The sequence below is a fragment of the Desertihabitans aurantiacus genome, assembly GCF_003344635.1.
Classification (GTDB): domain Bacteria; phylum Actinomycetota; class Actinomycetes; order Propionibacteriales; family Propionibacteriaceae; genus Desertihabitans; species Desertihabitans aurantiacus.
Window position 1 is genome coordinate 1 of record NZ_QPKK01000032.1, and the last position, 19,686, is coordinate 19,686.

Genomic DNA, 19,686 nt, shown 5'->3' on the forward strand with positions numbered 1-19,686 from the left:
CGTCGGCCGACCACAGCCGGGCCGCCGCGCGCAGCCAGCCCTCGCCGCCCTCGGCCAGCCCGACCACGGCCAGCGCGGTGCCCGGAGCGCCGGACGCCCAGCCGCGGGCCACCGCGGCCGACACCTCTGAGGCGGTGTGGCCGCCGGCCTGGTCGGTGGCGATCAGCACCCGCATGGGCGACATGCTCCCACCTCGGGTAGAAACGCCCCGGTGAGCACCCTGCACCGTGAACCCGCCACCAAGCGCCCCGACCTGCTGGCCGAGCCCGTCCGCCAGGCCCTGGCCGACCTGCCGGCCGACACCGCGGCGCTGTTCGAGGTCGCCGAGATCGACCCCGCGCTCGCCGACACCGAGGCCCTGTGCCGGGCCTTCGACCTGCCGCTGGAGGCCTCGGCCAACTGCGTGCTGGTCACAGGGAAGCGGGCCGGTGAGCTGCGGCCGGCCGCGGTGCTGGTGCAGGCCAGCCGGCGCGCCGACATCAACAACGTGGTGCGCCGCCACCTCGACGTCCGCAAGATCAGCTTCACCGCCTCGGAGGAGGCGACCGCCGCCTCGGGCATGGAGTACGGCGGGATCACCCCGGTCGGGCTGCCCGCCGGCTGGCCGGTGCTGGTCGACGAAGGGGTCGTGACCGAGCCGGAGGTGTGCATCGGCTCGGGTGTGCGCCGCTCGAAGCTGTTCGTCCCCGGACACGTGATGGGCGAGCTGCCCACCGCGACGGTGCTGCAGCTCGCCCTCTGACCACGTGCGTCCGGACCGGTGACTCAGCCCGGGACGAGACCCTCTCCGGCGCTGTTGTCAGCGAGCCACTCCCGGACCTCCTCCAGCGTCGCCTCGGCGTCGGGGAGGATGAGGTCGGAGTCGGCCAGCGAGTCGTCCGGGACGGCCGTGCCGCGGCTGCGGACCTCGTCCAGCAGCGCGGTCAGCGCCCGGGTCAGCAGCACCTCGTCACCGCTGTCGACGGCCTCCTCGATCTGGTCGTCGTGCGCGTTGAGCGAGGCGAAGGCCTCGTCGTCCAGCGTCCACTGGCCCTCGTTGAGGATCCGCACGATCATCGCAGCCCCTCCTGCCCGTTGGGCTGGCCGTTGGGGGCCTGGTAGGTCTCGTAGCCCTGCGGGGCCGGCGCGGCCTGCGTCGGCTGGGCGGTGTTCTCGATCGCCGGCGCGGAGGCGGCCCGGCCGGTGCCGAGCGAGGCCTTCATCCGGGTGAGCTCGTCCTCGACCTGGGAGGTGGAGGCGAGCGCGTCCAGCTCGCGGCTGATGTCGTCGCTGGGGCCGGTGGCGGTGGCGTCCTCCAGCGCACCGCTGGCCAGCAGCTCGTCCATCGCCCCGGCGCGGGCCTGCATCTCAGCGGTCTTGTCCTCCGCGCGCTGGATGGCCAGGCCGACGTCGCCCATCTCCTCCCCGATCCCGCTGAACGCCTCGTTGATCCGGGTCTGGGCCTCGGCCGCGGAGTAGGTGGCCTTGATGGTCTCCTTGCGGGTGCGGAAGGCGTCCACCTTGGCCTGCAGGCGCTGGCTGGCCCGCACCAGCTTCTCCTCCTCGCCCTGCAGCTGCTCGTGCTGCACCTGCAGGTCGCTGATCTGCTGGGTCAGCCCGGACTTGCGGGTCAGCGCCTCTCGCGCCAGGTCCTCCCGGCCAGCCTCCAGCGCCCGCTGGGCCTGGGTGTTGAGCTTCTCGACCTGGGTGTTCAGCTGGGTGGCCTGCAGCTCGACGCGCTTGCGGCTGGTGGCCACGTCGGCCACCCCACGACGCACCTTCTGCAGCAGCTGGAGCTGACGCTGGTAGGAGTAGTCCAGGGTCTCGCGCGGGTCCTCCGCCCGGTCCAGGGCCTTGTCGGCCTTGGCACGGAAGATGGTGGACAGGCGCTGGAAAATGCCGCTCATCGCTTCAGCTGGTCCTTCCTGGACGCATGGTCGTTGCCGGTGACGTCCAATGTAGGCGCACCGGCTCCGTGCGGGCACCCGAGGCCGGCGAATTCAGGGCCGGGATTGGGAAATGGGGGCTCAACCCTGAGAGGATGACGCCCTGCCCCGGACCGTTCGGGGCCGACGGTGACGACTGAGGTGAGGCGTGGCACTCTTCCGCCCCTACAAGCCCGGCGAGGGCAGGCGCGACCCCGAGGGGACCGAGCAGACCCCGGAGCAGCCGCGCCCGCGGTCCGCGACGACCCCACGGCGGGAGCCGGCCGCGTCCGCGGCCGCTCAACCGACGGCCTCGGCCGCGACGCCCACATCGGCCGGGACACCCGCGGCCGAGGGCACCGAGACCCGGACCCGCAAGAACCGGCCTACCCCGACCCGGCGCGAGGCCGAGGCGGCCCGGCGGGAGCGGCTCAACCCGAGCATCAGCAAGAAGGAGGCCCGCCGCCGCGCGGCCGAGGCCAACCGGCGCACCCGGATGGAGCAGATGGCCGCCCGCGACGCGACCGCGGCGAAGGTGTTGATGCGCGACCACGTCGACGCCCGCTTCAGCCTCGGCGAGGTGCTGCTGCCGGTGCTGCTGCTGATCGTGCTCGCCACCTTCCTGCAGACCGCGCTGCCCCAGGTCGTGCTCTACTCCACCATCGGCATGTACCTCTTCATCCTGCTGGTGATCCTCGACTTCGTGCGGATGTGGCGGGCCTACAAGCGGATCGCGGCCGAGCGCGGCATCGCCCTGGAGAAGGGGCTGCGCATCTACGGGATGAACCGGATGATCCAGCTGCGCCGGATGCGGCTGCCCAAGCCGCAGGTCAAGCGCGGCGAGTCCTACTGACACGAGAACGGGGCGATGACGGCGGGAGGCTGGCACTGGCAGGCGCTGCCGGAGGCGACACCCGGTTTCGTCGAGGCCGGCGGCCGCACCGTCTTCCCCACCCGCGCCGACGCCGAGGCCTGGGTCTCGGAGGTGTGGCCGGAGCTGCTCGAGGCCGGCGTGCTCGAGGTCAGCCTGTTCGAGGACGACCGGCTGGTCTACGGCCCGATGGGCCTCACCGCGGACTGACCCGCCGCGTCAGTCCGGCTGGTCGACGCCGGTGACGAGCACCTCGAGCCGGTGCTCGTCCCAGGCCAGGAGGGCGCGCGGACCGTCCACGTCCTGCCAGTAGCGGCACAGCCGCACCGAGCGCCGCCGCACCAGGACCGCCGTGGCCAGCGTGTCCCCGCGCCGGATGACCCGGACCAGCAGGGCGGTGCCGTCGGCGAACCCGAGCCGGGCCACCCCGCTCACCGGGGAGGCGCTGAGCACCCGCAACGGCACCCGGCGGGCCTGCAGCACCTGCAGCCGGCTCATCAGCAGGGTGGTGCGCCGCAGCTCGAGCTCGCGGGCGTCCGCGTCCAGGTCCCAGCCGAGATCCAGCGGCGGGAGGGCGGACGCCTGCTCCCGCCGGTCCTGACCCCGCTGCCGTGGCCACCAGCGCACCCTCCCAGTGTGCGCCCCGGCCGCCGGCCGCTCGGCGGCGGTGTCAGTGCTCGCGGGTGCTCGGACGCACGAACGGCGGCTTGACCACGACGAACGGCTCGCTGCGCCGGCGCACCTGCACCTCGACCTCGGTGTCGGGGGTGACGGCGGGCTCGAGCAGGGCGAGCGCGATCCCGGTCTTCAGGGTGGGGCTGAAGGTGCCGGAGGTCACCTCGCCGACGTCGCGGCCACTGGCCAGCACCCGCATCCCGGGCCTCGGGATGCCGCGCCCACGGGCCAGCAGACCGCGCAGCCGGCGGGCCGGCCCGCGCTCCTTCTCCTCCCGCAGCGCCCGATGGCCCAGGAACTCCGGCTTGGCCCAGCCGACCGCCCAGCCCAGACCCGCCTGCACCGGGGTGATGTCGGGGCCGAGCTCGTGGCCGTGCAACGGGTAGCCCATCTCGGTGCGCAGGGTGTCGCGGGCCGCCAGCCCGGCCGGCTGCAGCCCGTACGGCTCGCCGGCCTCCCGCAGCCGCTGCCAGACCGCCACCGCCGCCCCGGCGGGCACCACCAGCTCGTACCCGCGCTCGCCGGTGTAGCCGGTGCGGCAGACGGTCAGCCCTACCCCGTCCAGCTCGGCGGTGACGAAGGACATGTAGTCGTGGCCGACCGGCAGCCCGGCGGTGCCCAGCACCTCGTCCGAGCGGGTGCCCTGGACGGCCAGCACCGCGAGGTCGGTGTGCTGGTCGACCACCTCGACGGCTCCGCCGGCGACCCCGCGCAGCACCTGCACCACCGCGGCGCTGTTGGCCGCGTTCGGCACCAGCAGCAGGTCGTCGTCGCCGTGGCGGTAGACGATGAGGTCGTCGACCACCCCGCCGTCCTCGGTGCACAGCAGCGTGTACTGGGCCTGCCCCGCCCCGATCCGGCCGAGGTCGTTGGTGAGGCAGCGGTCGAGCAGCGCCACCGCACCGCTCCCCCGCACCCGGACCTTGCCGAGGTGGGAGACGTCGAAGACCCCCACCTGGGTGCGCACGGCCGTGTGCTCGGCCAGCACCCCCGCACCGGCGTACTCCAGCGGCATCGACCAGCCCCCGAAGGGTGCGAAGCGTGCCCCGAGCCGCTCGTGCTCGGCGTGCAGCGGTGACGTCCTCAGCTCCGGCTCGGCCACGAGCACCCCTCCTCCTGCGCGACCATCGGGCCCGCCGACCGTAGCAGGGCGGTCCCGCCCACCGACGGGTCGCGAGCCGGTCGTCCTCGCCGCGGCGGCGCACTACGCTGACCACCTCCACGCCCGCCGGGCGCCACCCACGCTGAAGGAGAGACCGACGTGACCGCACCCGCCATCCCGCAGCTGCAGCTCAGCGCCACACCACCGCGGAGCAGCGACGTCCTCGTGGTCGGCCTGGTGGAGGCCGCCGACGGCCCGCAGCTGGTCGGCGCGGACAAGGGTCTGGTCGCCGCCACGGCCAAGCGGTTCGGACGTCCGCTCGTCGACCTCGCCACCGAGCTGGGGGCGCGCACCGGCGTCGGGCAGGTCACCCTCGTCCCGGCCGCCGAGTCGGCGGCGCCGCTGGCCGTGGTCGGGCTCGGCCCGGTCGAGCGGGTCACCCCGGAGGTGCTGCGCCGGGCCGCCGGGTCGGCGCTGCGCACCGTCGCGGGGCTGGGCATCGACGGCGGGGCGGCGGTCACGCTCGACCTCGGCACCGCCGAGGCCGAGACCGCGCAGGCGGTGGCCGAGGGCGCACTGCTGGGCAGCTACCGCCACCAGCCGATCAGCTCCGACGACCCCGACCCGGCCGCCGTCCGCTCGGTGACCGTGGTGGCCGACCTCGGTCGCCGGGCCGGCGAGCTGGCCGAGCTGGTCGGCGTCGTCTGCCAGGCGGTGCTGCGGGCCCGGCACTGGGTCAACCTGCCGCCCAACCTGCTCTACCCCGAGACCTTCGCCGAGGAGGCCCGGGCACTGGCCCGCGGCACCAGGCTCGCGGTCGAGGTGCTGGACGAGGCCGCGCTCACCAAGGGCGGCTACGGCGGCCTGCTGGCCGTCGGCGGCGGCTCGGCGCGCGGGCCGCGGCTGGTGCGGCTCAGCTACCGCCCCCGCGGTGCGACCACCCACCTGGTGCTGGTCGGCAAGGGCATCACCTTCGACTCCGGCGGTCTCAACCTCAAGCCCGGCGACAGCATGTACACCATGAAGTGCGACATGGCCGGCGCGGCGGCGGTGCTCGCCGCCACCCGGGCGGTCGCCGACCTCGGGCTCAAGGTGGCCATCACCTGCTACGCCGCGATGGCGGAGAACCTGCCCTCCTCCTCGGCCTACCGGCCGTCGGACGTGCTGACCATCTACGGCGGCACCACCGTCGAGAACGCCAACACCGACGCCGAGGGACGTCTGGTGATGGCCGACGCGCTGGCCCGCAGCCAGGAGGACGAGCCCGACCTGGTGCTCGACGTGGCCACCCTGACCGGGGCGTGCATGGTCGCCCTCGGCGACCGGATCGCCGGGGTGATGAGCAACGACGACGAGGCCGTGGCCCGGGTGCTGGATGCCGCCGAGGTCACCGGTGAGGAGTTCTGGGAGCTGCCGCTGACCGACCAGTTCCGCGAGGGCCTGGACTCCTCGGTGGCCGACGTGAAGTCCAGCGGCGGACGTCTGGGCGGGGCGATGAGCGCGGCCGCCTTCCTCGAGCGCTTCGTCGCCGAGGGCACCCCGTGGGCCCACCTCGACATCGCCGGACCGGCGTTCAACAGCGGCAAGCCGTGGGGCCACGTCCCCGAGGGCGGCACCGGGGCCGCGGTGCGCACGCTGGTGCAGCTGGCGCGTTCGCTCGCCTGAGCGCGGCGCCGGTGCCGGTCAGCCCCGCTTCTGGCGGCTGTTCCAGTCCCGCATCCGCTGCGGGTAGCTGACCACACCGGCGTCGTAGCCGGGCATCTGCAGGTGCTCGGCGAACTTGTGGCCCCAGGAGGCCGAGGGGATGGTGCGCCGGGTCCACTCCCCGTCCGCGGCGACCAGCAGCAGGCTGGCCCCGGTCACCGCGGTGGGCGGCTCGATCCAGGCCTCCACCCCGCGCCGGCTGCTGGCGAACTCGGTCAGGTGGCGGGTGGTCAGGTCGCTGACCGGCGTCCCCGGACGCCCGGCGACGGACCCGCGCTGCCGTGCCCGGCCGCGGAGCCTGGAGAGGATGCCCATGAGCGCCATTATGTCCCCGCCCCGCACCTGCGCCAGGGAGCAGCGCGCGACCACCGGCCGCGGCGGGGAATAGCCACCGGCGCCACGTGTTGACGAGGATGATTGAATCGTCAACTTCCGAGGGGAGCAGGTCATGCAGTTCGGGATCTTCAGCGTCGGGGACGTCACCCCCGACCCCACCACCGGCCGCACGCCGTCGGAGGCCGAGCGGATCCAGGCGATGACCGCGATCGCGCTCAAGGCCGAGGAGGTGGGTCTGGACGTCTTCGCCACCGGCGAGCACCACAACCCGCCGTTCGTGCCGTCCTCCCCCACCACGATGCTCGGCTGGATCGCCGCCCGCACCGAGCGGCTGCTGCTGTCCACCTCGACCACGCTGATCACCACCAACGACCCGGTGAAGATCGCCGAGGACTACGCGATGCTGCAGCACCTGGCCGGCGGCCGTGTCGACCTGATGATGGGCCGGGGCAACACGGGACCGGTCTACCCGTGGTTCGGCCAGGACATCCGCCAGGGCATCAACCTCGCGCTGGAGAACTACGACCTGCTGCGCCGGCTGTGGCGCGAGGACGTGGTCGACTGGCAGGGGCGGTTCCGCAGCCCGCTGCAGGGCTTCACCTCCACCCCGCGCCCGCTGGACGGCGTCCCGCCGTTCGTCTGGCACGGCTCGATCCGCAGCACCGAGATCGCCGAGCAGGCCGCCTTCTACGGCGACGGCTTCTTCCACAACAACATCTTCTGGCCGGCCAGCCACACCCGTCAGATGGTGCAGCTGTACCGGGAGCGCTACGAGGCCTACGGCCACGGCCCGGCCGCGACCGCGATCGTCGGTCTGGGTGGGCAGGTCTTCATGGCCGAGCGCAGCCAGGACGCCGTCCGCCACTTCCGGCCCTACTTCGACTCCGCCCCGGTCTACGGCGGCGGCCCGTCGCTGGAGGAGTTCAGCCGGCAGACCCCGCTGACCGTCGGCACCCCCGACCAGGTGGTGGAGAAGACGCTGACCTTCGCCGACTACGCCGGTGACTACCAGCGCCAGCTGTTCCTCATCGACCACGCCGGGCTGCCGCTGGCCGAGGTGCTGCACCAGGTCGAGCTGCTCGGCGAGCGCGTCGTGCCGGTGCTGCGCCGTGAGTTCGAGGCCCGCCGCCCGGCCGGGGTGCCCTCCGACCCGCCCACCCACGCCAGCCTCCGCGAGGCCGGCGAGGACTCCCCCAACGCCCACGTCCGTCCGCACGAGCGTCACCTGCAGGAGATCCGATGACCACCCGTCCCGAGCGCCACCGCTCCCTCGTCGTGGTCTCGGCGGGGCTGTCCACCCCGTCCTCCACACGGCTGCTGGCCGACCGCCTGGCGGCCTCGGCCAGCGCCGCCCTAACCGAGGCGGGCGACACCGTCACCATCGAGACCGTCGAGCTGCGCGAGCTGGCCCACGACCTCACCGACCAGCTGCTCACCGGCGTCCCGTCGGAGCGGCTGGAGCAGGTGCAGACCTCGTTGGCCGCCGCGGACGGGGTGGTCGCGGTCTCGCCGATCTTCACCGCGTCCTACTCGGGGCTGTTCAAGACCTTCCTCGACCTGCTCGAGCCGGGTCTGCTGGCCGGCAAGCCGGTGCTGCTCGGCGCCACCGCCGGGTCGGCCCGGCACTCGCTGGCCCTCGACCAGGCGATGCGTCCGCTCTTCGCCTACCTGCGCGCCGTCCCCACCCCCACCGGCGTGGTCGCCGCCACGAGCGACTTCGCCGGCCGGGGCGAGGCGGAGGACGACCTGTCCGAGCGGGTCGCCCGCGCCGGTGCGGAGCTCGCCGCCTTCGTCCGGGCCGCCGACGGGCGGACGGTCGACGAGCCCCGCCCGACCGGGGGGACGGCCGCGCTCACCCCGTTCGAGCAGCTGCTGGCCCAGGCCCGCCGCTGATCCCGCGCACCCCGTCGGCCCGACCGGCCGGCGGGGTGGCCGGGCTGGGATGATCGCGGTCGGGGGCCCGTCCCCCGGAGCCGTCCGCAGAGGAGTCGTCCGATGCCCGAGACCATCCTGACCGCGCGCACCGACCGGGTGCTCACCGTCACCCTCAACCGCCCCGAGGCGCTCAACGCGCTGAGCTCGACGATGATGCGCGAGGTCGTCGAGGTCGTCACCAGCGCCGACGCCGACCCGGGGATCGGGGCGGTGGTGATCACCGGGTCCGAGCGCGCCTTCGCCGCCGGCGCCGACATCAAGGAGATGGTCGGGCTCGGCCTGGCCGACGTGCTGGAGCAGGACCTCGCCGCCGCCTGGCAGGCCCTCAGCCTGGTCCGCACCCCGCTGGTGGCCGCCGTCGCCGGCTACGCCCTCGGCGGCGGGTGCGAGCTGGCGATGCTCTGCGACGTGCTGGTCGCGGCCGAGGACGCCCGCTTCGGCCAGCCCGAGATCACCCTGGCCACCATCCCCGGCATCGGCGGCTCGCAGCGGCTGACCCGGGCGATCGGCAAGGCCAAGGCGATGGACCTCGTGCTCACCGGGCGGATGATGGACGCCGCGGAGGCCGAGCGCTCCGGGCTCGTGTCCCGGGTGGTGCCGGCCGACCAGCTGGCCGAGGTCGCCGCCGAGGTGGCCGCCACCATCGCCTCGATGTCGCGCCCGGTGACCCACCTGGCCAAGGCCGCGGTCAACCGCGCCTTCGAGACCCCGCTGAGCGAGGGCGTCCGGTTCGAGCGGACCGCCTTCCACGCCACCTTCGCGCTGGAGGACCGCGTCGAGGGGATGCGCGCCTTCACCGAGAAGCGTCCGCCAACCTTCCGCCACCGCTGAGGCGGCCCCGGGGGCGAGCCGGGCGGAGCGGCACCCGCTCCCGACCTGAGAGGATGCCGCCCATGTCGGATCCGGAGGGTGTCGTCGACCTGGTCGTGCTCGGTGGGGGCAGCGGGGGTTACGCCTGCGCGCTGCGGGCCGCCGAGCTCGGCCTGCGGGTGCAGCTGGTGGAGGCCGCCGAGCTGGGGGGCACCTGCCTGCACCGCGGCTGCATCCCCACCAAGGCCTGGCTGCACTCCGCGGAGGTGGCCGACGCGGTGCGGGACAGCGCGAAGGTGGGCATCACCGCCCGCCTCGAGGGGGTGGACGTCCCCGGGGTGCGCTCCTACGCCGACGGTGTGGTGCAGCGGCTGTTCCGCGGGCTGACCGGGCTGGTGCGCTCCCGCGGCATCGAGGTGGTGGCGGCCCGCGGGGTGCTCGAGCGCGACGGCGACCGGGTGGCCGTCCGGGCCGGGGACCGGCTGCTGCGGGCCGAGCACGTCGTGGTCGCCACCGGCTCCGCGCCGCGCACGCTGCCGGGGATGGAGCCGGACGGTCAGCGGGTGCTGACCAGCGACCACGCGCTGCGGCTGGACCGGCTGCCGGAGCGGGCGGTCGTCCTCGGCGGTGGGGTGATCGGCTGCGAGCTCGCCTCGGCCTGGCGCTCCTTCGGGGTCGAGGTCACCGTGGTGGAGGCCCTGGAGCGGCTGCTGCCCGGGGAGGAGCCGGCGCTCAGCCAGGCCCTGCAGCGGGCCTTCGTCCGACGCGGCATCGAGGTGCTGACCGGCAGCCCGGTGACCTCGCACCGGGTCGGCCCGGACGGCGTCGAGGTCACCCTGGCCGGCGACCGCACGCTCAGCGCCGACCTGCTGCTGGTCGCGGTCGGCCGCGGACCGGTGACCGCCGGGCTGGGCGTGGAGGAGGTGGGGCTGCCGTTGGAGCGCGGGTTCGTCGTCACCGACGAGCGGCTGGCCACCCCGGTGCCCGGGGTGTGGGCCGTCGGCGACGTGGTGCACGGGCTGCAGCTGGCCCACCGCGGCTTCGCCCACGGCGTCTTCGTGGCCGAGGAGATCGCGTTCGGCCGCGGGCTGCTGGAGCGCGCCCCCGAGCCGGTGCGGGACGAGCGCGTCCCCCGCGTCACCTACTGCGACCCCGAGGTGGCCTCGGTCGGGCTCACCCAGGCCCAGGCCGAGCAGCGCCACGGCGAGGTGCAGACGGTGCGCTACGACCTCACCGGCAACGGCCGCTCCCAGATCCGCGGCACGTCCGGCTTCGTCCAGCTGGTGCGGGTGCCGGACGGGCCGGTGGTGGGCGTCCACATGGTCGGCGCCGGCGTCAGCGAGCTCATCTCCGAGGCGCAGCTGGTCGTCGGCTGGGAGGCCTGGCCCGAGGACGTCGCCCCGCTGGTGCACGCCCACCCCACCCAGTCCGAGGCGCTCGGCGAGGCCCACCTGGCCCTGGCGGGCAAGCCGCTGCACGTCCACGGGTGAGCCGCGGGCGGGTCTCGACACGTCGCACCGCCTCCGCGGGCAGACGCTAGGCTGCCCGATGAACGTGCCGACGTCGCCGACCGGCGGAGCGGCACGTCACCTAGGTCGAGCTTCGAAGGGATCCATCCAGATCATGTCGACGTCAGTCCCGCTTCCCGCCCTGGGCGAGAGCGTCACCGAAGGCACCGTCTCGCGCTGGCTCAAGGAGGTGGGCGACACCGTCGAGGCCGACGAGGCCCTGCTGGAGGTCTCCACCGACAAGGTCGACACCGAGATCCCCTCCCCCGTCGCCGGCACCCTGCTGGAGATCAAGGTCGCCGAGGACGAGACCGTCGAGGTCGGCGCCGTCCTGGCGATCATCGGCGACGCCGACGAGGCGGCGGGGTCCGACGCCGGTGACCAGGGCGGTCAGGCGGAGGCCGAAGAGGCCGAGCAGCCCGTCGCCGACCAGACCGGCGCCCGGGAGGACGCCAGCGGCGGGCAGGGCACCGACGCCCAGAGCCAGCAGCCGGCCCAGGCCGAGCAGGCGACGGACCTGGCCGAGCAGGAGCAGCCCCGGCCCAGCGCCTCCTCGGCCGGCGGCAGCGGCACCAACGTCGAGCTGCCCGCCCTGGGCGAGAGCGTCACCGAGGGCACCGTCTCGCGCTGGCTGAAGCAGGTGGGCGACACCGTCGAGGCCGACGAGGCCCTGCTGGAGGTCTCCACCGACAAGGTCGACACCGAGATCCCCTCCCCCGTCGCCGGCACCCTGCTGGAGATCAAGGTCGCCGAGGACGAGACCGTCGAGGTCGGCGCCGTGCTCGCCGTCATCGGCGACGCCTCCCAGACCTCCGGTGGGGACGCCGCACCGGCGCCGGAGCAGCCGGCCGCCGAGGAGCCGTCCTCCGCCGAGGGCACCGGCACCCCGGTCGAGGAGGTCGAGGAGCAGACCGCTGCCGGCGACGAGGGCGGCCAGGAGCCCGTCCCGGCCCCCGACGAGGCGCCGAAGGTCGAGCAGGTCGCCTCCGAGGGTGCCTCCGCCGCGCCGCAGCAGCAGGAGACCCCGGCCCCGGAGGAGAAGGCCCGTCCCGCCCAGCAGTCCGGCGGCGACCGTCCGCAGGCCGCTCCGCGCGCCACCGGCGGTGGGGACGCCGAGACCTACGTGACCCCGCTGGTGCGCAAGCTGGCCTCCCAGCACGGTGTCGACCTGTCCTCGGTGACCGGCACCGGCGTCGGCGGCCGGATCCGCAAGCAGGACGTGCTGGCCGCCGCCGAGGAGGCCAAGAAGCCCGCCGCAGCCCCTGCTGCCGAGGCCCCGGCCGCGCAGCCGTCGGCCCCGGCGGCCGCCGCCCCGGAGGTCAGCGACAAGCGCGGCACGACGGAGAAGATGAGCCGGCTGCGCAAGACCATCGCCACCCGGATGGTCGACTCGCTGAAGATCTCCGCCCAGCTGACCGCCACCGTCGAGGTCGACCTCACCGCGATCTCGCGGCTGCGCGCCAAGCACAAGGACGAGTTCGCCAAGCGCGAGGGCGCCCGGCTGTCCTACCTGCCCTTCATCACCAAGGCGGTGGCCGAGACGCTCAAGGCGTTCCCGGGCGTCAACGCCACGGTCGACACGGAGGCGGGCACGATCACGTACCCGAACGCCGAGCACATCGGCATCGCGGTGGACACCGAGAAGGGCCTGCTGGTCCCGGTGATCAAGGACGCGGGCGACCTCAACCTGGCCGGCATCGCCAAGAAGATCGTCGACCTGGCCGAGCGCACCCGCACCAACAAGCTCAGCCCGGACGACCTCTCCGGCGGCACCTTCACGATCACCAACTACGGCTCGACCGGGACCCTGATGGACACCCCGATCATCAACCAGCCGCAGGTGGCGATCCTGGGCACCGGCGCGCTGGTCAAGCGCCCGGTCGTGCTGAGCGACCCGAACCTCGGCGAGACCATCGCGATCCGGGACATGATGTACCTGTCGATGACCTACGACCACCGCGTGGTCGACGGCGCCGACGCCGGTCGCTTCCTCAGCGCGCTGAAGAAGCGGCTCGAGGGCGGCGACTTCGCCTCCGAGCTCAGCTGAGCCTGCTCGCACCGCACGGCCTCGGGGCACCCGCCCCGGGGCCGTCGTGCGTCCCCCAGGTCCGCGGCGCCCGTGCGACGATGCGGGCGTGGCGGTACTGGTCAGCGGCAACCCCGGCGCGGGCAAGTCGACGCTGACCGCCGAGCTGCTCCACCGAGGGGTGCGGGCCGTCGACGCCGACGAGGTCGAGGGCCTGGCCGCCTGGACGGGCCAGGACGGCGAGGTGGTCGGTGACGCGTCGCTGCCGGTGACGCCGGAGCTGCTGGCCCGGTGCTCGTGGGCCTGGTCCCCCACGGCGGTGACCCGGCTGGCTGCCGATCTCGGCCGTGACGGCGTCCTGCTCGGGATCGCGGTCAACCAGTGGGACGTCCTCGACGCCTTCGACACCCTCGTCCTGCTCGAGCTCGACGAGGAGACCCAGCGCGCCCGGGTCGCCACCCGCGACCCGCTGGTGCAGCAGCAGGTGCTCGCCGGCCGGGCCGGGCTGCAGCGACGGATGCTCGAGCGCGGCGCCGTCTCGCTGGACGCCTCGCGGCCGACGGCCGCCGTCGCCGACGACCTGCTCGCCCTGCTCCGACGTCCCGGGCCCCGGAGTAGGGTCGAGGCGTGATCGACTTCCGACTGGTCGGCCTCGCCGACGACCCCGCCACCCTGACCGAGTACACCCAGGCCTGGGAGCTGCAGCGCCGGGTGCACGCCGACGTGGTGGAGGGGCGGTCCGCGGGGACGGTGCTGCTGCTGGAGCACCCCTCGGTCTACACCGCCGGACGCCGCACCGAGCCGCACGAGCGTCCCGCCGACGGGGTGCCGGTGGTCGACGTCGACCGCGGCGGCAAGATCACCTGGCACGGCCCGGGCCAGCTGGTCGGCTACCCGATCGTCGCGCTGCCCGAGGCGGTCAAGGTGGTCGACTACGTGCGCCGCGTCGAGGAGGCGCTGATCCGCGCGCTGGCCGGGATCGGTCTGGCCACCGGCCGGGTCAAGGGCCGCTCCGGGGTGTGGCTGCCCGCCGACGGCACCCGCCAGGAGCGCAAGATCGCCGCCATCGGGATCCGGGTCGCCTCCGGTGCGACCATGCACGGCTTCTCCCTCAACGTGGCCCCCGACCTGGCCTTCTTCGACACCTTCATCCCCTGCGGGATCACCGACGCCGGGGTCACCTCGGTGGCCGCCGAGCTGGGCGTGGAGGCCTGCCCGAGCGTGCGCGAGGCCGCCGAGCTGGTGCGTCCGCACCTGGCCGAGATGCTGGCCTTCGAGCCCTACACCCCCAGCCCCGACCTGCCCCGCGCCGAGCAGCCGGAGATCAGCTACGGGCTCAGCGCCACCGCCCGCTGAGGGCCCGTCCGGCCCGGCTTGGCCGCACCGGCGCGGCGGGTAGTCTGACCGGGTGACCATCGCCCCAGAAGGACGCAAGCTGCTCCGCCTCGAGGTCCGCAACTCCGCGGTCCCGATCGAGAAGAAGCCGGGATGGATCAAGACCACGGCGCGGATGGGGCCGGAGTACAGCGAGCTGCGGAAGCTGGTCAAGGACGAGGACCTGCACACGGTCTGCCAGGAGGCCGGCTGCCCCAACATCTTCGAGTGCTGGGAGGACCGCGAGGCCACCTTCCTCATCGGCGGCGACCAGTGCACCCGACGCTGCGACTTCTGCCAGATCGACACCGGCAAGCCGGCCGACTTCGACGCCGGTGAGCCGCTGCGGGTGGCCGAGTCGGTGCAGAAGATGGGTCTGCGCTACGCCACCGTCACCGGCGTCTGCCGCGACGACCTGCCCGACGAGGGCGCCTGGCTCTACGCCGAGACCATCCGCAAGATCAAGGAGCTCAACCCCGGCACCGGGGTGGAGATGCTGGCCCCCGACTTCACCGGCCACCGGCCCTACCTCGAGCAGATCTTCGAGACGCGTCCGGAGGTGTTCGCCCACAACGTGGAGACGGTGCCGCGGATCTTCAAGCGGATCCGCCCCGGCTTCCGCTTCGAGCGCTCGCTGGACGTCCTGCGCTGGTCGCGGGAGGCCGGGCTGGTGACCAAGAGCAACCTCATCCTCGGCATGGGCGAGACCCGCGAGGAGGTCTCCGACGCCCTGCGCCAGCTGCACGACGCCGGCACCGAGATCATCACCATCACCCAGTACCTGCGGCCCAGCCCCCGCCACCACCCGGTGGAGCGGTGGGTGCGTCCCGAGGAGTTCCTGGAGATGGAGGCCGAGGCCAAGGAGATCGGCTACGCCGGGGTGATGAGCGGACCGCTGGTGCGCTCGTCCTACCGGGCCGGCAGGCTGTACCGTTCGGCGGTCGAGGCCCGTCAGGCCTGACACACGCAGGGTCGGGGACGAGTGCGATGGACGAGGTGAGCTGAGGATGGCGAAGGACGCCGGCGCGGCATCGGCGCGGCAGCAGGCGAAGGCGGCGCGGCAGGCTGAGCGCGAGCGGAAGCGGACGACCACCAACCCGGCCGAGATGGGCCGGATCCGCCAGATCCGCGAGGCCTACCGGATCACCCACGAGCACGACAAGCAGCTGCCGTTCCTGCTGGCCGCCGCCTTCGGTGTGCCGGCGACCCTCGGCACCGTCGGCGGGATCCTGCTCGAGCAGTGGTTCACGCTGCCGGTCCTCGGGCTCATGGTCGGGCTGATGCTGGCGATGATCGTGCTGGTGCAGCGGGTCAAGCGCGGCACCTACATCCGCTACGAGGGCCAGCCCGGCTCGGCGGAGGTGGCGCTGTCCCAGCTGCCGAAGAAGTGGGTCTCGACGCCGGTGATCACCGCCACCAAGCACGCCGACACCGTGCACCGCACGCTCGGACCGGCCGGCATCGTGCTGATCGGCGAGGGCGAGCCGGGTCGGCTGCGCCAGCTGCTGGCGAGTGAGCAGAAGAAGCACGAGAACGTCGCCTACAACATCCCGGTCACCACGATCGTCATGGGCAACGGGCAGGGCCAGGTGCCGCTGCGCGAGCTCAACCGGCACATCCGCAAGCTGCCGAAGGCGATCGAGTCCCACCAGGTCACCGAGGTGCGCAACCGGCTCCGCGCCCTGGACGCCGTCCGGCCGCGGCTGCCGATGCCCAAGGGCCCGGTGCCGACCTCGATGAAGGGCGCCCGCCAGGGCATGCGCGGACGCTGAGACCCGCTCCCCCGCCCGGGCCCGCCGGTGGCAGGCTGTGCCCGACCCGCGCCGCAGCGCCGTCCCGACCCGAGAGGCCAAGCCCATGAGCGAGATCACGCCGTCGCACGACCGGATCCAGCCGACCGCGAACATCGGGGTCGTCGGGTTGGCGGTGATGGGCTCCAACCTGGCCCGTAACCTCGCCTCCCGCGAGGGCAACACGGTGGCGGTGACCAACCGCACCGACGCCAAGGTCGACCGCCTGGTCGCCGACCACCCCGAGGCCGGGTTCGTCGCCTCCTACTCGATCGCCGACTTCGCGGCCTCCCTGACCACCCCCCGCACCGCGATCATCATGGTGCAGGCCGGTGCCGGCACCGACGCGGTGATCGACGAGCTGTGCGAGGTGTTCGAGCCGGGCGACATCATCGTCGACGGCGGCAACGCGCTGTTCACCGACACCATCCGCCGCGAGGCGAAGGTGTCCGCGCTCGGCATCAACTTCGTCGGCTGCGGCATCTCCGGTGGTGAGGAGGGCGCCCTGAACGGGCCGTCGCTGATGCCGGGCGGCACTGCCGAGGCCTACGCCACCCTCGGGCCGATCCTGGAGAGCATCGCCGCCGTCGCCCAGGGCGAGCCGTGCGTCACCCACGTGGGTACCGACGGCGCCGGGCACTTCGTCAAGATGGTGCACAACGGCATCGAGTACGCCGACATGCAGCTGATCGGCGAGGCCTACGACCTGCTCCGCCGGCTGCTCGGCTACACCCCGGCCCAGTGCGCCGACATCTTCGCCGAGTGGAACACCGGCGACCTGGAGTCCTACCTCATCGAGATCACCGCCGAGGTGCTGCGCCACACCGATGCCGCCACCGGCAAGCCCCTGGTCGACGTCGTGGTGGACGCCGCCGGCGCGAAGGGCACCGGGTCGTGGACGGTCAAGGCCGGGCTCGACCTCGGCGTCCCCGTCTCGGGGATCGCCGAGGCCGTCTTCGCCCGCAGCCTGTCGTCGCAGTCCGACGTCCGCGCCGCCTGCGCCGACCTGCCCGGGCCGGCCGCCGACAGCGAGGGCGCCGCGGTGGACGACCCGGCCCGCCTGGTCGAGGACGTCCGGCTGGCGCTGTACGCCTCGAAGGTCATCGCCTACGCCCAGGGCTTCGACGAGATCACCGCCGGCGCGGTGGCCCACGGCTGGGACATCGACCGCGGCGAGGTGGCCCGGATCTGGCGGGCCGGCTGCATCATCCGCGCCCAGTTCCTCGACCGGATCACCGAGGCCTACCGCGACGACCCGGAGCTGGTCACCCTGCTCACCTCCCCGGTCTTCCTGCAGGCGCTGACCAACGCCCAGGACGCCTGGCGCCGGGTGGTGTCGGTGGCCGTGGCGGCCGGCGTCCCGGTGCCCGGGTTCTCCGCCGCGCTGGCCCACTACGACGGCCTGCGGTCGGACCGCCTGCCCGCCGCGCTGATCCAGGGCCAGCGGGACTTCTTCGGCGCCCACACCTACCGCCGCACCGACCGCGAGGGCGTCTTCCACACCCTGTGGTCCGGCGACCGCTCGGAGGTGTCCGCCGGGTGAGCGAGGCTCCGCGGTGAACCTGCTCAACGCCTCGGCGATCAGCAAGGGCTACGGCACCCGCACCCTGCTCGACCGGGTCAGCCTGGGGCTGGCCGCCGGCGACGTCATCGGCGTGGTGGGCCGCAACGGCGACGGCAAGTCGACCCTGCTCGACCTGCTCACCGGCCGGCGCGAACCCGACTCCGGCACCGTCACCCGCACCGGCTCGGTCTCCGTCGGGCACCTGCACCAGGCCGACGACTTCGACTCCGAGGCCTCGGTCCGCGACGTCATCGTCGGCGGTCGCCCCGACCACGTGTGGGCCGCCGACGCGGTCACCCGCGGCATCGTGGAGCACCTGCTGGCCGAGGTCGACCTGGACGCCCCGGTGCACCGGCTCAGCGGCGGTGAGCGGCGCCGCACCGCGCTGGTCCGGCTGATGCTGGCCGGGCACGAGCTGGTGGTGCTGGACGAGCCGACCAACCACCTGGACGTGGAGGCGGTGGCCTGGCTCGCCGAGCACCTGCGCCACCTCGCCGCCCGCGGCACCGCGATGCTGGTGGTCTCCCACGACCGCTGGTTCCTCGACGAGGTCTGCACCCGGATCTGGGAGGTCCACGACGCCCGGGTGGACGCCTACGAGGGCGGTTACGCCGCCTACGTGCTGGCCCGGGCCGAGCGGGCCCGGCAGTCCGCGGCGAGCCAGGAGCGCCGGCAGAACCTGCTGCGCAAGGAGCTGGCCTGGCTGCGCCGCGGGCCGCCGGCGCGCACCAGCAAGCCGAAGTTCCGCATCGACGCCGCCAACGAGCTGATCGCCGACGAGCCCCCGCCGCGGGACCGGCTGGCCCTGGAGCAGTTCGCGGTCACCCGGCTCGGCAAGGACGTCTTCGACCTGCACTCGGTGCGGGTGTCGGTGGGTGACCGGGTGCTGCTGGACGACCTGTCCTGGTCGATCGGTCCCGGGCAGCGGATCGGGCTGGTCGGCGTCAACGGGGCCGGCAAGTCGACCCTGCTGCGGCTGCTGGCCGGCGAGGTCGAGCCCGAGCGGGGCACCGTCAAGCGTGGGCGCACCCTGCAGCTGGCCCACCTCACCCAGGACGTCGTCCCGGTCGACCCGGCCGACCGGGTGCTCGACTCGGTCAACCGGATCCGGGTGCGCACCACCACCGCCTCGGGGCGGGAGGTCTCGACGACCTCGCTGCTGGAGGAGTTCGGCTTCACCGGCGACAAGCTGACCACCCGGCTGGGTGAGCTCTCCGGCGGGGAGCGGCGCCGGCTGCAGCTGCTCAGCCTGCTGCTCACCGAGCCGAACGTGCTGCTGCTGGACGAGCCCACCAACGACCTCGACATCGACACCCTCACCGTGATCGAGGACCACCTCGACCGCTGGGGCGGGACGCTGCTGGTGGTCAGCCACGACCGCTACTTCCTCGAGCGGGTCTGCGACGTCACCTACGCGCTGATGGGCGACGGCCGCTGCGTGCTGCTGCCCGGCGGCGTCGAGCAGTACCTGGAGCACCGCCGCCAGCGGGCCCAGGAGACCCAGCAGGCCGGACGCTCCCCCGCCCCGGACGCCGCCGGCGCGCCGCGGACCTCGGCGGCCGAGCGGCGGCAGGCGACCAAGGAGCTGGCCCGGATCGAGAGCCAGCTCGCGCGCGCCCAGCAGGAGGTCGAGCGGCTGCACGAGCAGATGGGCGAAGCCGCCAGCGACTACCCCCGGCTGGCCGCCCTGACCACCGAGCTGCAGCAGGTGCAGGCCCGCGTCGACGAGCTCGAGGAGGCCTGGCTGGAGGCCGCCGAGACGGTCGGCTGACCCGGTCGGCCACCCGCAGGACCCCCTCGGTTGTCCGTCGGTGGCATGGGGTAGGAAGTGCAGCAGAGATCCCGACGGGATCACCCGGCACCCGCCGGGCGGCAGGGGCTCCGGCCCCCGACCAGAGAAGGAGCGACCCATGAGCGACAGCACCCTGGATCCCAGCGCCGAGGGCACCGCCGACGGCGGAGCCACGGGCGTGCCCGGCGTCTCCGACGGCGGTGCCGACGGCGGTGCGGACTCCGGCGCCGAGGGCCCTGCCGACGGCGGCGCGGCCGGCGTCCCGGGCGTCTCCGACGGCGGGGCTGACGGCGGC

The 19,686-nt window shown here is 73.9% G+C and carries 20 protein-coding genes and 1 pseudogene; 15 read left to right on the forward strand and 6 right to left on the reverse strand.

What is annotated here, in order from left to right:
* Positions 1–184: pseudogene (locus DVA66_RS04600) on the reverse strand (hypothetical protein); the annotation flags it as partial.
* Between the two features lie 27 nt (positions 185–211).
* Here DVA66_RS04600 and DVA66_RS04605 point away from each other — a divergent pair.
* Complete coding sequence (locus DVA66_RS04605; protein WP_114558998.1) at positions 212–742, forward strand: YbaK/EbsC family protein; 531 nt, start codon at positions 212–214, stop codon at positions 740–742.
* Between the two features lie 23 nt (positions 743–765).
* Here DVA66_RS04605 and pspAA read toward each other — a convergent pair whose 3' ends face one another.
* Positions 766–1,056 carry a PspA-associated protein PspAA gene (gene pspAA / locus DVA66_RS04610; protein WP_114558999.1) on the reverse strand — a complete coding sequence of 97 codons (291 nt, stop codon included), beginning with the start codon at positions 1,054–1,056 and terminating at the stop codon, positions 766–768.
* Entirely contained in the window at positions 1,053–1,886 is an 834-nt protein-coding gene (locus DVA66_RS04615) for a PspA/IM30 family protein (RefSeq protein ID WP_114559000.1), read from the reverse strand. Before DVA66_RS04615 ends, pspAA begins: the two co-directional genes overlap by 4 nt.
* A gap of 187 nt (positions 1,887–2,073) precedes the next feature.
* Here DVA66_RS04615 and DVA66_RS04620 point away from each other — a divergent pair, with 187 nt between their 5' ends.
* Positions 2,074–2,757 (forward strand): DUF3043 domain-containing protein, encoded by a 684-nt coding sequence (locus tag DVA66_RS04620; protein WP_114559001.1) that lies wholly within the window; start codon positions 2,074–2,076, stop codon positions 2,755–2,757.
* Positions 2,758–2,772: 15 nt separating this feature from the next.
* Positions 2,773–2,985, forward strand: a complete 213-nt coding sequence (locus DVA66_RS04625) for a hypothetical protein (RefSeq protein WP_114559002.1) — start codon at positions 2,773–2,775, stop codon at positions 2,983–2,985.
* Positions 2,986–2,994: 9 nt separating this feature from the next.
* Here DVA66_RS04625 and DVA66_RS04630 read toward each other — a convergent pair whose 3' ends face one another.
* Both DVA66_RS04630 and gcvT read right to left on the reverse strand, forming a co-directional pair.
* Positions 2,995–3,402 (reverse strand): hypothetical protein, encoded by a 408-nt coding sequence (locus tag DVA66_RS04630; protein WP_114559003.1) that lies wholly within the window; start codon positions 3,400–3,402, stop codon positions 2,995–2,997.
* 43 nt (positions 3,403–3,445) lie between these two features.
* Positions 3,446–4,552, reverse strand: a complete 1,107-nt coding sequence (gene gcvT, locus DVA66_RS04635; RefSeq protein WP_232821757.1) for a glycine cleavage system aminomethyltransferase GcvT — start codon at positions 4,550–4,552, stop codon at positions 3,446–3,448.
* 159 nt (positions 4,553–4,711) lie between these two features.
* Between gcvT and DVA66_RS04640 the strand changes: the two genes are divergently transcribed.
* Positions 4,712–6,217, forward strand: coding sequence for a leucyl aminopeptidase (locus DVA66_RS04640; protein ID WP_114559004.1), 1,506 nt, complete (start codon positions 4,712–4,714; stop codon positions 6,215–6,217).
* Positions 6,218–6,235: 18 nt separating this feature from the next.
* On the opposite strand, the gene DVA66_RS04645 is transcribed toward DVA66_RS04640, so the two are convergent.
* The gene (locus tag DVA66_RS04645) at positions 6,236–6,571 is read right to left on the reverse strand and encodes a hypothetical protein (RefSeq protein WP_232821758.1); all 336 of its coding nucleotides are present in this window, start codon (positions 6,569–6,571) and stop codon (positions 6,236–6,238) included.
* 133 nt (positions 6,572–6,704) lie between these two features.
* Between DVA66_RS04645 and DVA66_RS04650 the strand changes: the two genes are divergently transcribed.
* The 11 genes from DVA66_RS04650 (at position 6,705) to DVA66_RS04700 (ending at position 19,370) form a co-directional block, all read left to right on the forward strand.
* Positions 6,705–7,835, forward strand: a complete 1,131-nt coding sequence (locus tag DVA66_RS04650; protein WP_114559005.1) for an LLM class flavin-dependent oxidoreductase — start codon at positions 6,705–6,707, stop codon at positions 7,833–7,835.
* On the forward strand, positions 7,832–8,485 hold the full coding sequence (locus DVA66_RS04655; RefSeq protein WP_114559006.1) for a CE1759 family FMN reductase: 654 nt from the start codon (positions 7,832–7,834) through the stop codon (positions 8,483–8,485). Before DVA66_RS04650 ends, DVA66_RS04655 begins: the two co-directional genes overlap by 4 nt.
* Positions 8,486–8,587: 102 nt before the next feature.
* Positions 8,588–9,358, forward strand: coding sequence for an enoyl-CoA hydratase (locus tag DVA66_RS04660; protein WP_114559007.1), 771 nt, complete (start codon positions 8,588–8,590; stop codon positions 9,356–9,358).
* A gap of 62 nt (positions 9,359–9,420) precedes the next feature.
* Positions 9,421–10,827 (forward strand): dihydrolipoyl dehydrogenase, encoded by a 1,407-nt coding sequence (lpdA, locus tag DVA66_RS04665; protein ID WP_114559008.1) that lies wholly within the window; start codon positions 9,421–9,423, stop codon positions 10,825–10,827.
* A 133-nt stretch (positions 10,828–10,960) separates the two neighbouring features.
* Complete coding sequence (sucB, locus tag DVA66_RS04670; protein WP_114559009.1) at positions 10,961–12,892, forward strand: 2-oxoglutarate dehydrogenase, E2 component, dihydrolipoamide succinyltransferase; 1,932 nt, start codon at positions 10,961–10,963, stop codon at positions 12,890–12,892.
* An 88-nt stretch (positions 12,893–12,980) separates the two neighbouring features.
* Positions 12,981–13,502, forward strand: coding sequence for a hypothetical protein (locus DVA66_RS04675; protein ID WP_114559010.1), 522 nt, complete (start codon positions 12,981–12,983; stop codon positions 13,500–13,502).
* Positions 13,499–14,227, forward strand: coding sequence for a lipoyl(octanoyl) transferase LipB (lipB, locus tag DVA66_RS04680; protein WP_232821759.1), 729 nt, complete (start codon positions 13,499–13,501; stop codon positions 14,225–14,227). The genes DVA66_RS04675 and lipB overlap by 4 nt, the downstream gene beginning before the upstream one ends.
* A gap of 52 nt (positions 14,228–14,279) precedes the next feature.
* Entirely contained in the window at positions 14,280–15,206 is a 927-nt protein-coding gene (gene lipA, locus DVA66_RS04685) for a lipoyl synthase (RefSeq protein WP_114559011.1), read from the forward strand.
* Positions 15,207–15,252: 46 nt separating this feature from the next.
* A complete protein-coding gene (locus DVA66_RS04690; RefSeq protein WP_114559012.1) occupies positions 15,253–16,017 on the forward strand; it encodes a DUF4191 domain-containing protein in 765 nt (254 codons plus the stop codon).
* A gap of 85 nt (positions 16,018–16,102) precedes the next feature.
* On the forward strand, positions 16,103–17,578 hold the full coding sequence (gene gndA / locus DVA66_RS04695; protein WP_114559017.1) for an NADP-dependent phosphogluconate dehydrogenase: 1,476 nt from the start codon (positions 16,103–16,105) through the stop codon (positions 17,576–17,578).
* A gap of 13 nt (positions 17,579–17,591) precedes the next feature.
* Positions 17,592–19,370, forward strand: coding sequence for an ABC-F family ATP-binding cassette domain-containing protein (locus DVA66_RS04700; RefSeq protein ID WP_114559013.1), 1,779 nt, complete (start codon positions 17,592–17,594; stop codon positions 19,368–19,370).
* Positions 19,371–19,686 lie beyond the last annotated feature (316 nt).

Excerpts from the sequence above, each read along its gene's own strand:
- sucB (WP_114559009.1), top strand. The coding sequence starts at position 10,961 with ATGTCGACGTCAGTCCCGCTTCCCGCCCTGGGCGAGAGCGTCACCGAA.
- DVA66_RS04645 (WP_232821758.1), bottom strand. The coding sequence starts at position 6,571 with ATGGGCATCCTCTCCAGGCTCCGCGGCCGGGCACGGCAGCGCGGGTCC.
- gndA (WP_114559017.1), top strand. The coding sequence starts at position 16,103 with ATGAGCGAGATCACGCCGTCGCACGACCGGATCCAGCCGACCGCGAAC.
- DVA66_RS04650 (WP_114559005.1), top strand. The coding sequence starts at position 6,705 with ATGCAGTTCGGGATCTTCAGCGTCGGGGACGTCACCCCCGACCCCACC.
- DVA66_RS04690 (WP_114559012.1), top strand. The coding sequence starts at position 15,253 with ATGGCGAAGGACGCCGGCGCGGCATCGGCGCGGCAGCAGGCGAAGGCG.
- DVA66_RS04660 (WP_114559007.1), top strand. The coding sequence starts at position 8,588 with ATGCCCGAGACCATCCTGACCGCGCGCACCGACCGGGTGCTCACCGTC.
- DVA66_RS04655 (WP_114559006.1), top strand. The coding sequence starts at position 7,832 with ATGACCACCCGTCCCGAGCGCCACCGCTCCCTCGTCGTGGTCTCGGCG.
- pspAA (WP_114558999.1), bottom strand. The coding sequence starts at position 1,056 with ATGATCGTGCGGATCCTCAACGAGGGCCAGTGGACGCTGGACGACGAG.
- DVA66_RS04625 (WP_114559002.1), top strand. The coding sequence starts at position 2,773 with ATGACGGCGGGAGGCTGGCACTGGCAGGCGCTGCCGGAGGCGACACCC.
- DVA66_RS04615 (WP_114559000.1), bottom strand. The coding sequence starts at position 1,886 with ATGAGCGGCATTTTCCAGCGCCTGTCCACCATCTTCCGTGCCAAGGCC.
- lpdA (WP_114559008.1), top strand. The coding sequence starts at position 9,421 with ATGTCGGATCCGGAGGGTGTCGTCGACCTGGTCGTGCTCGGTGGGGGC.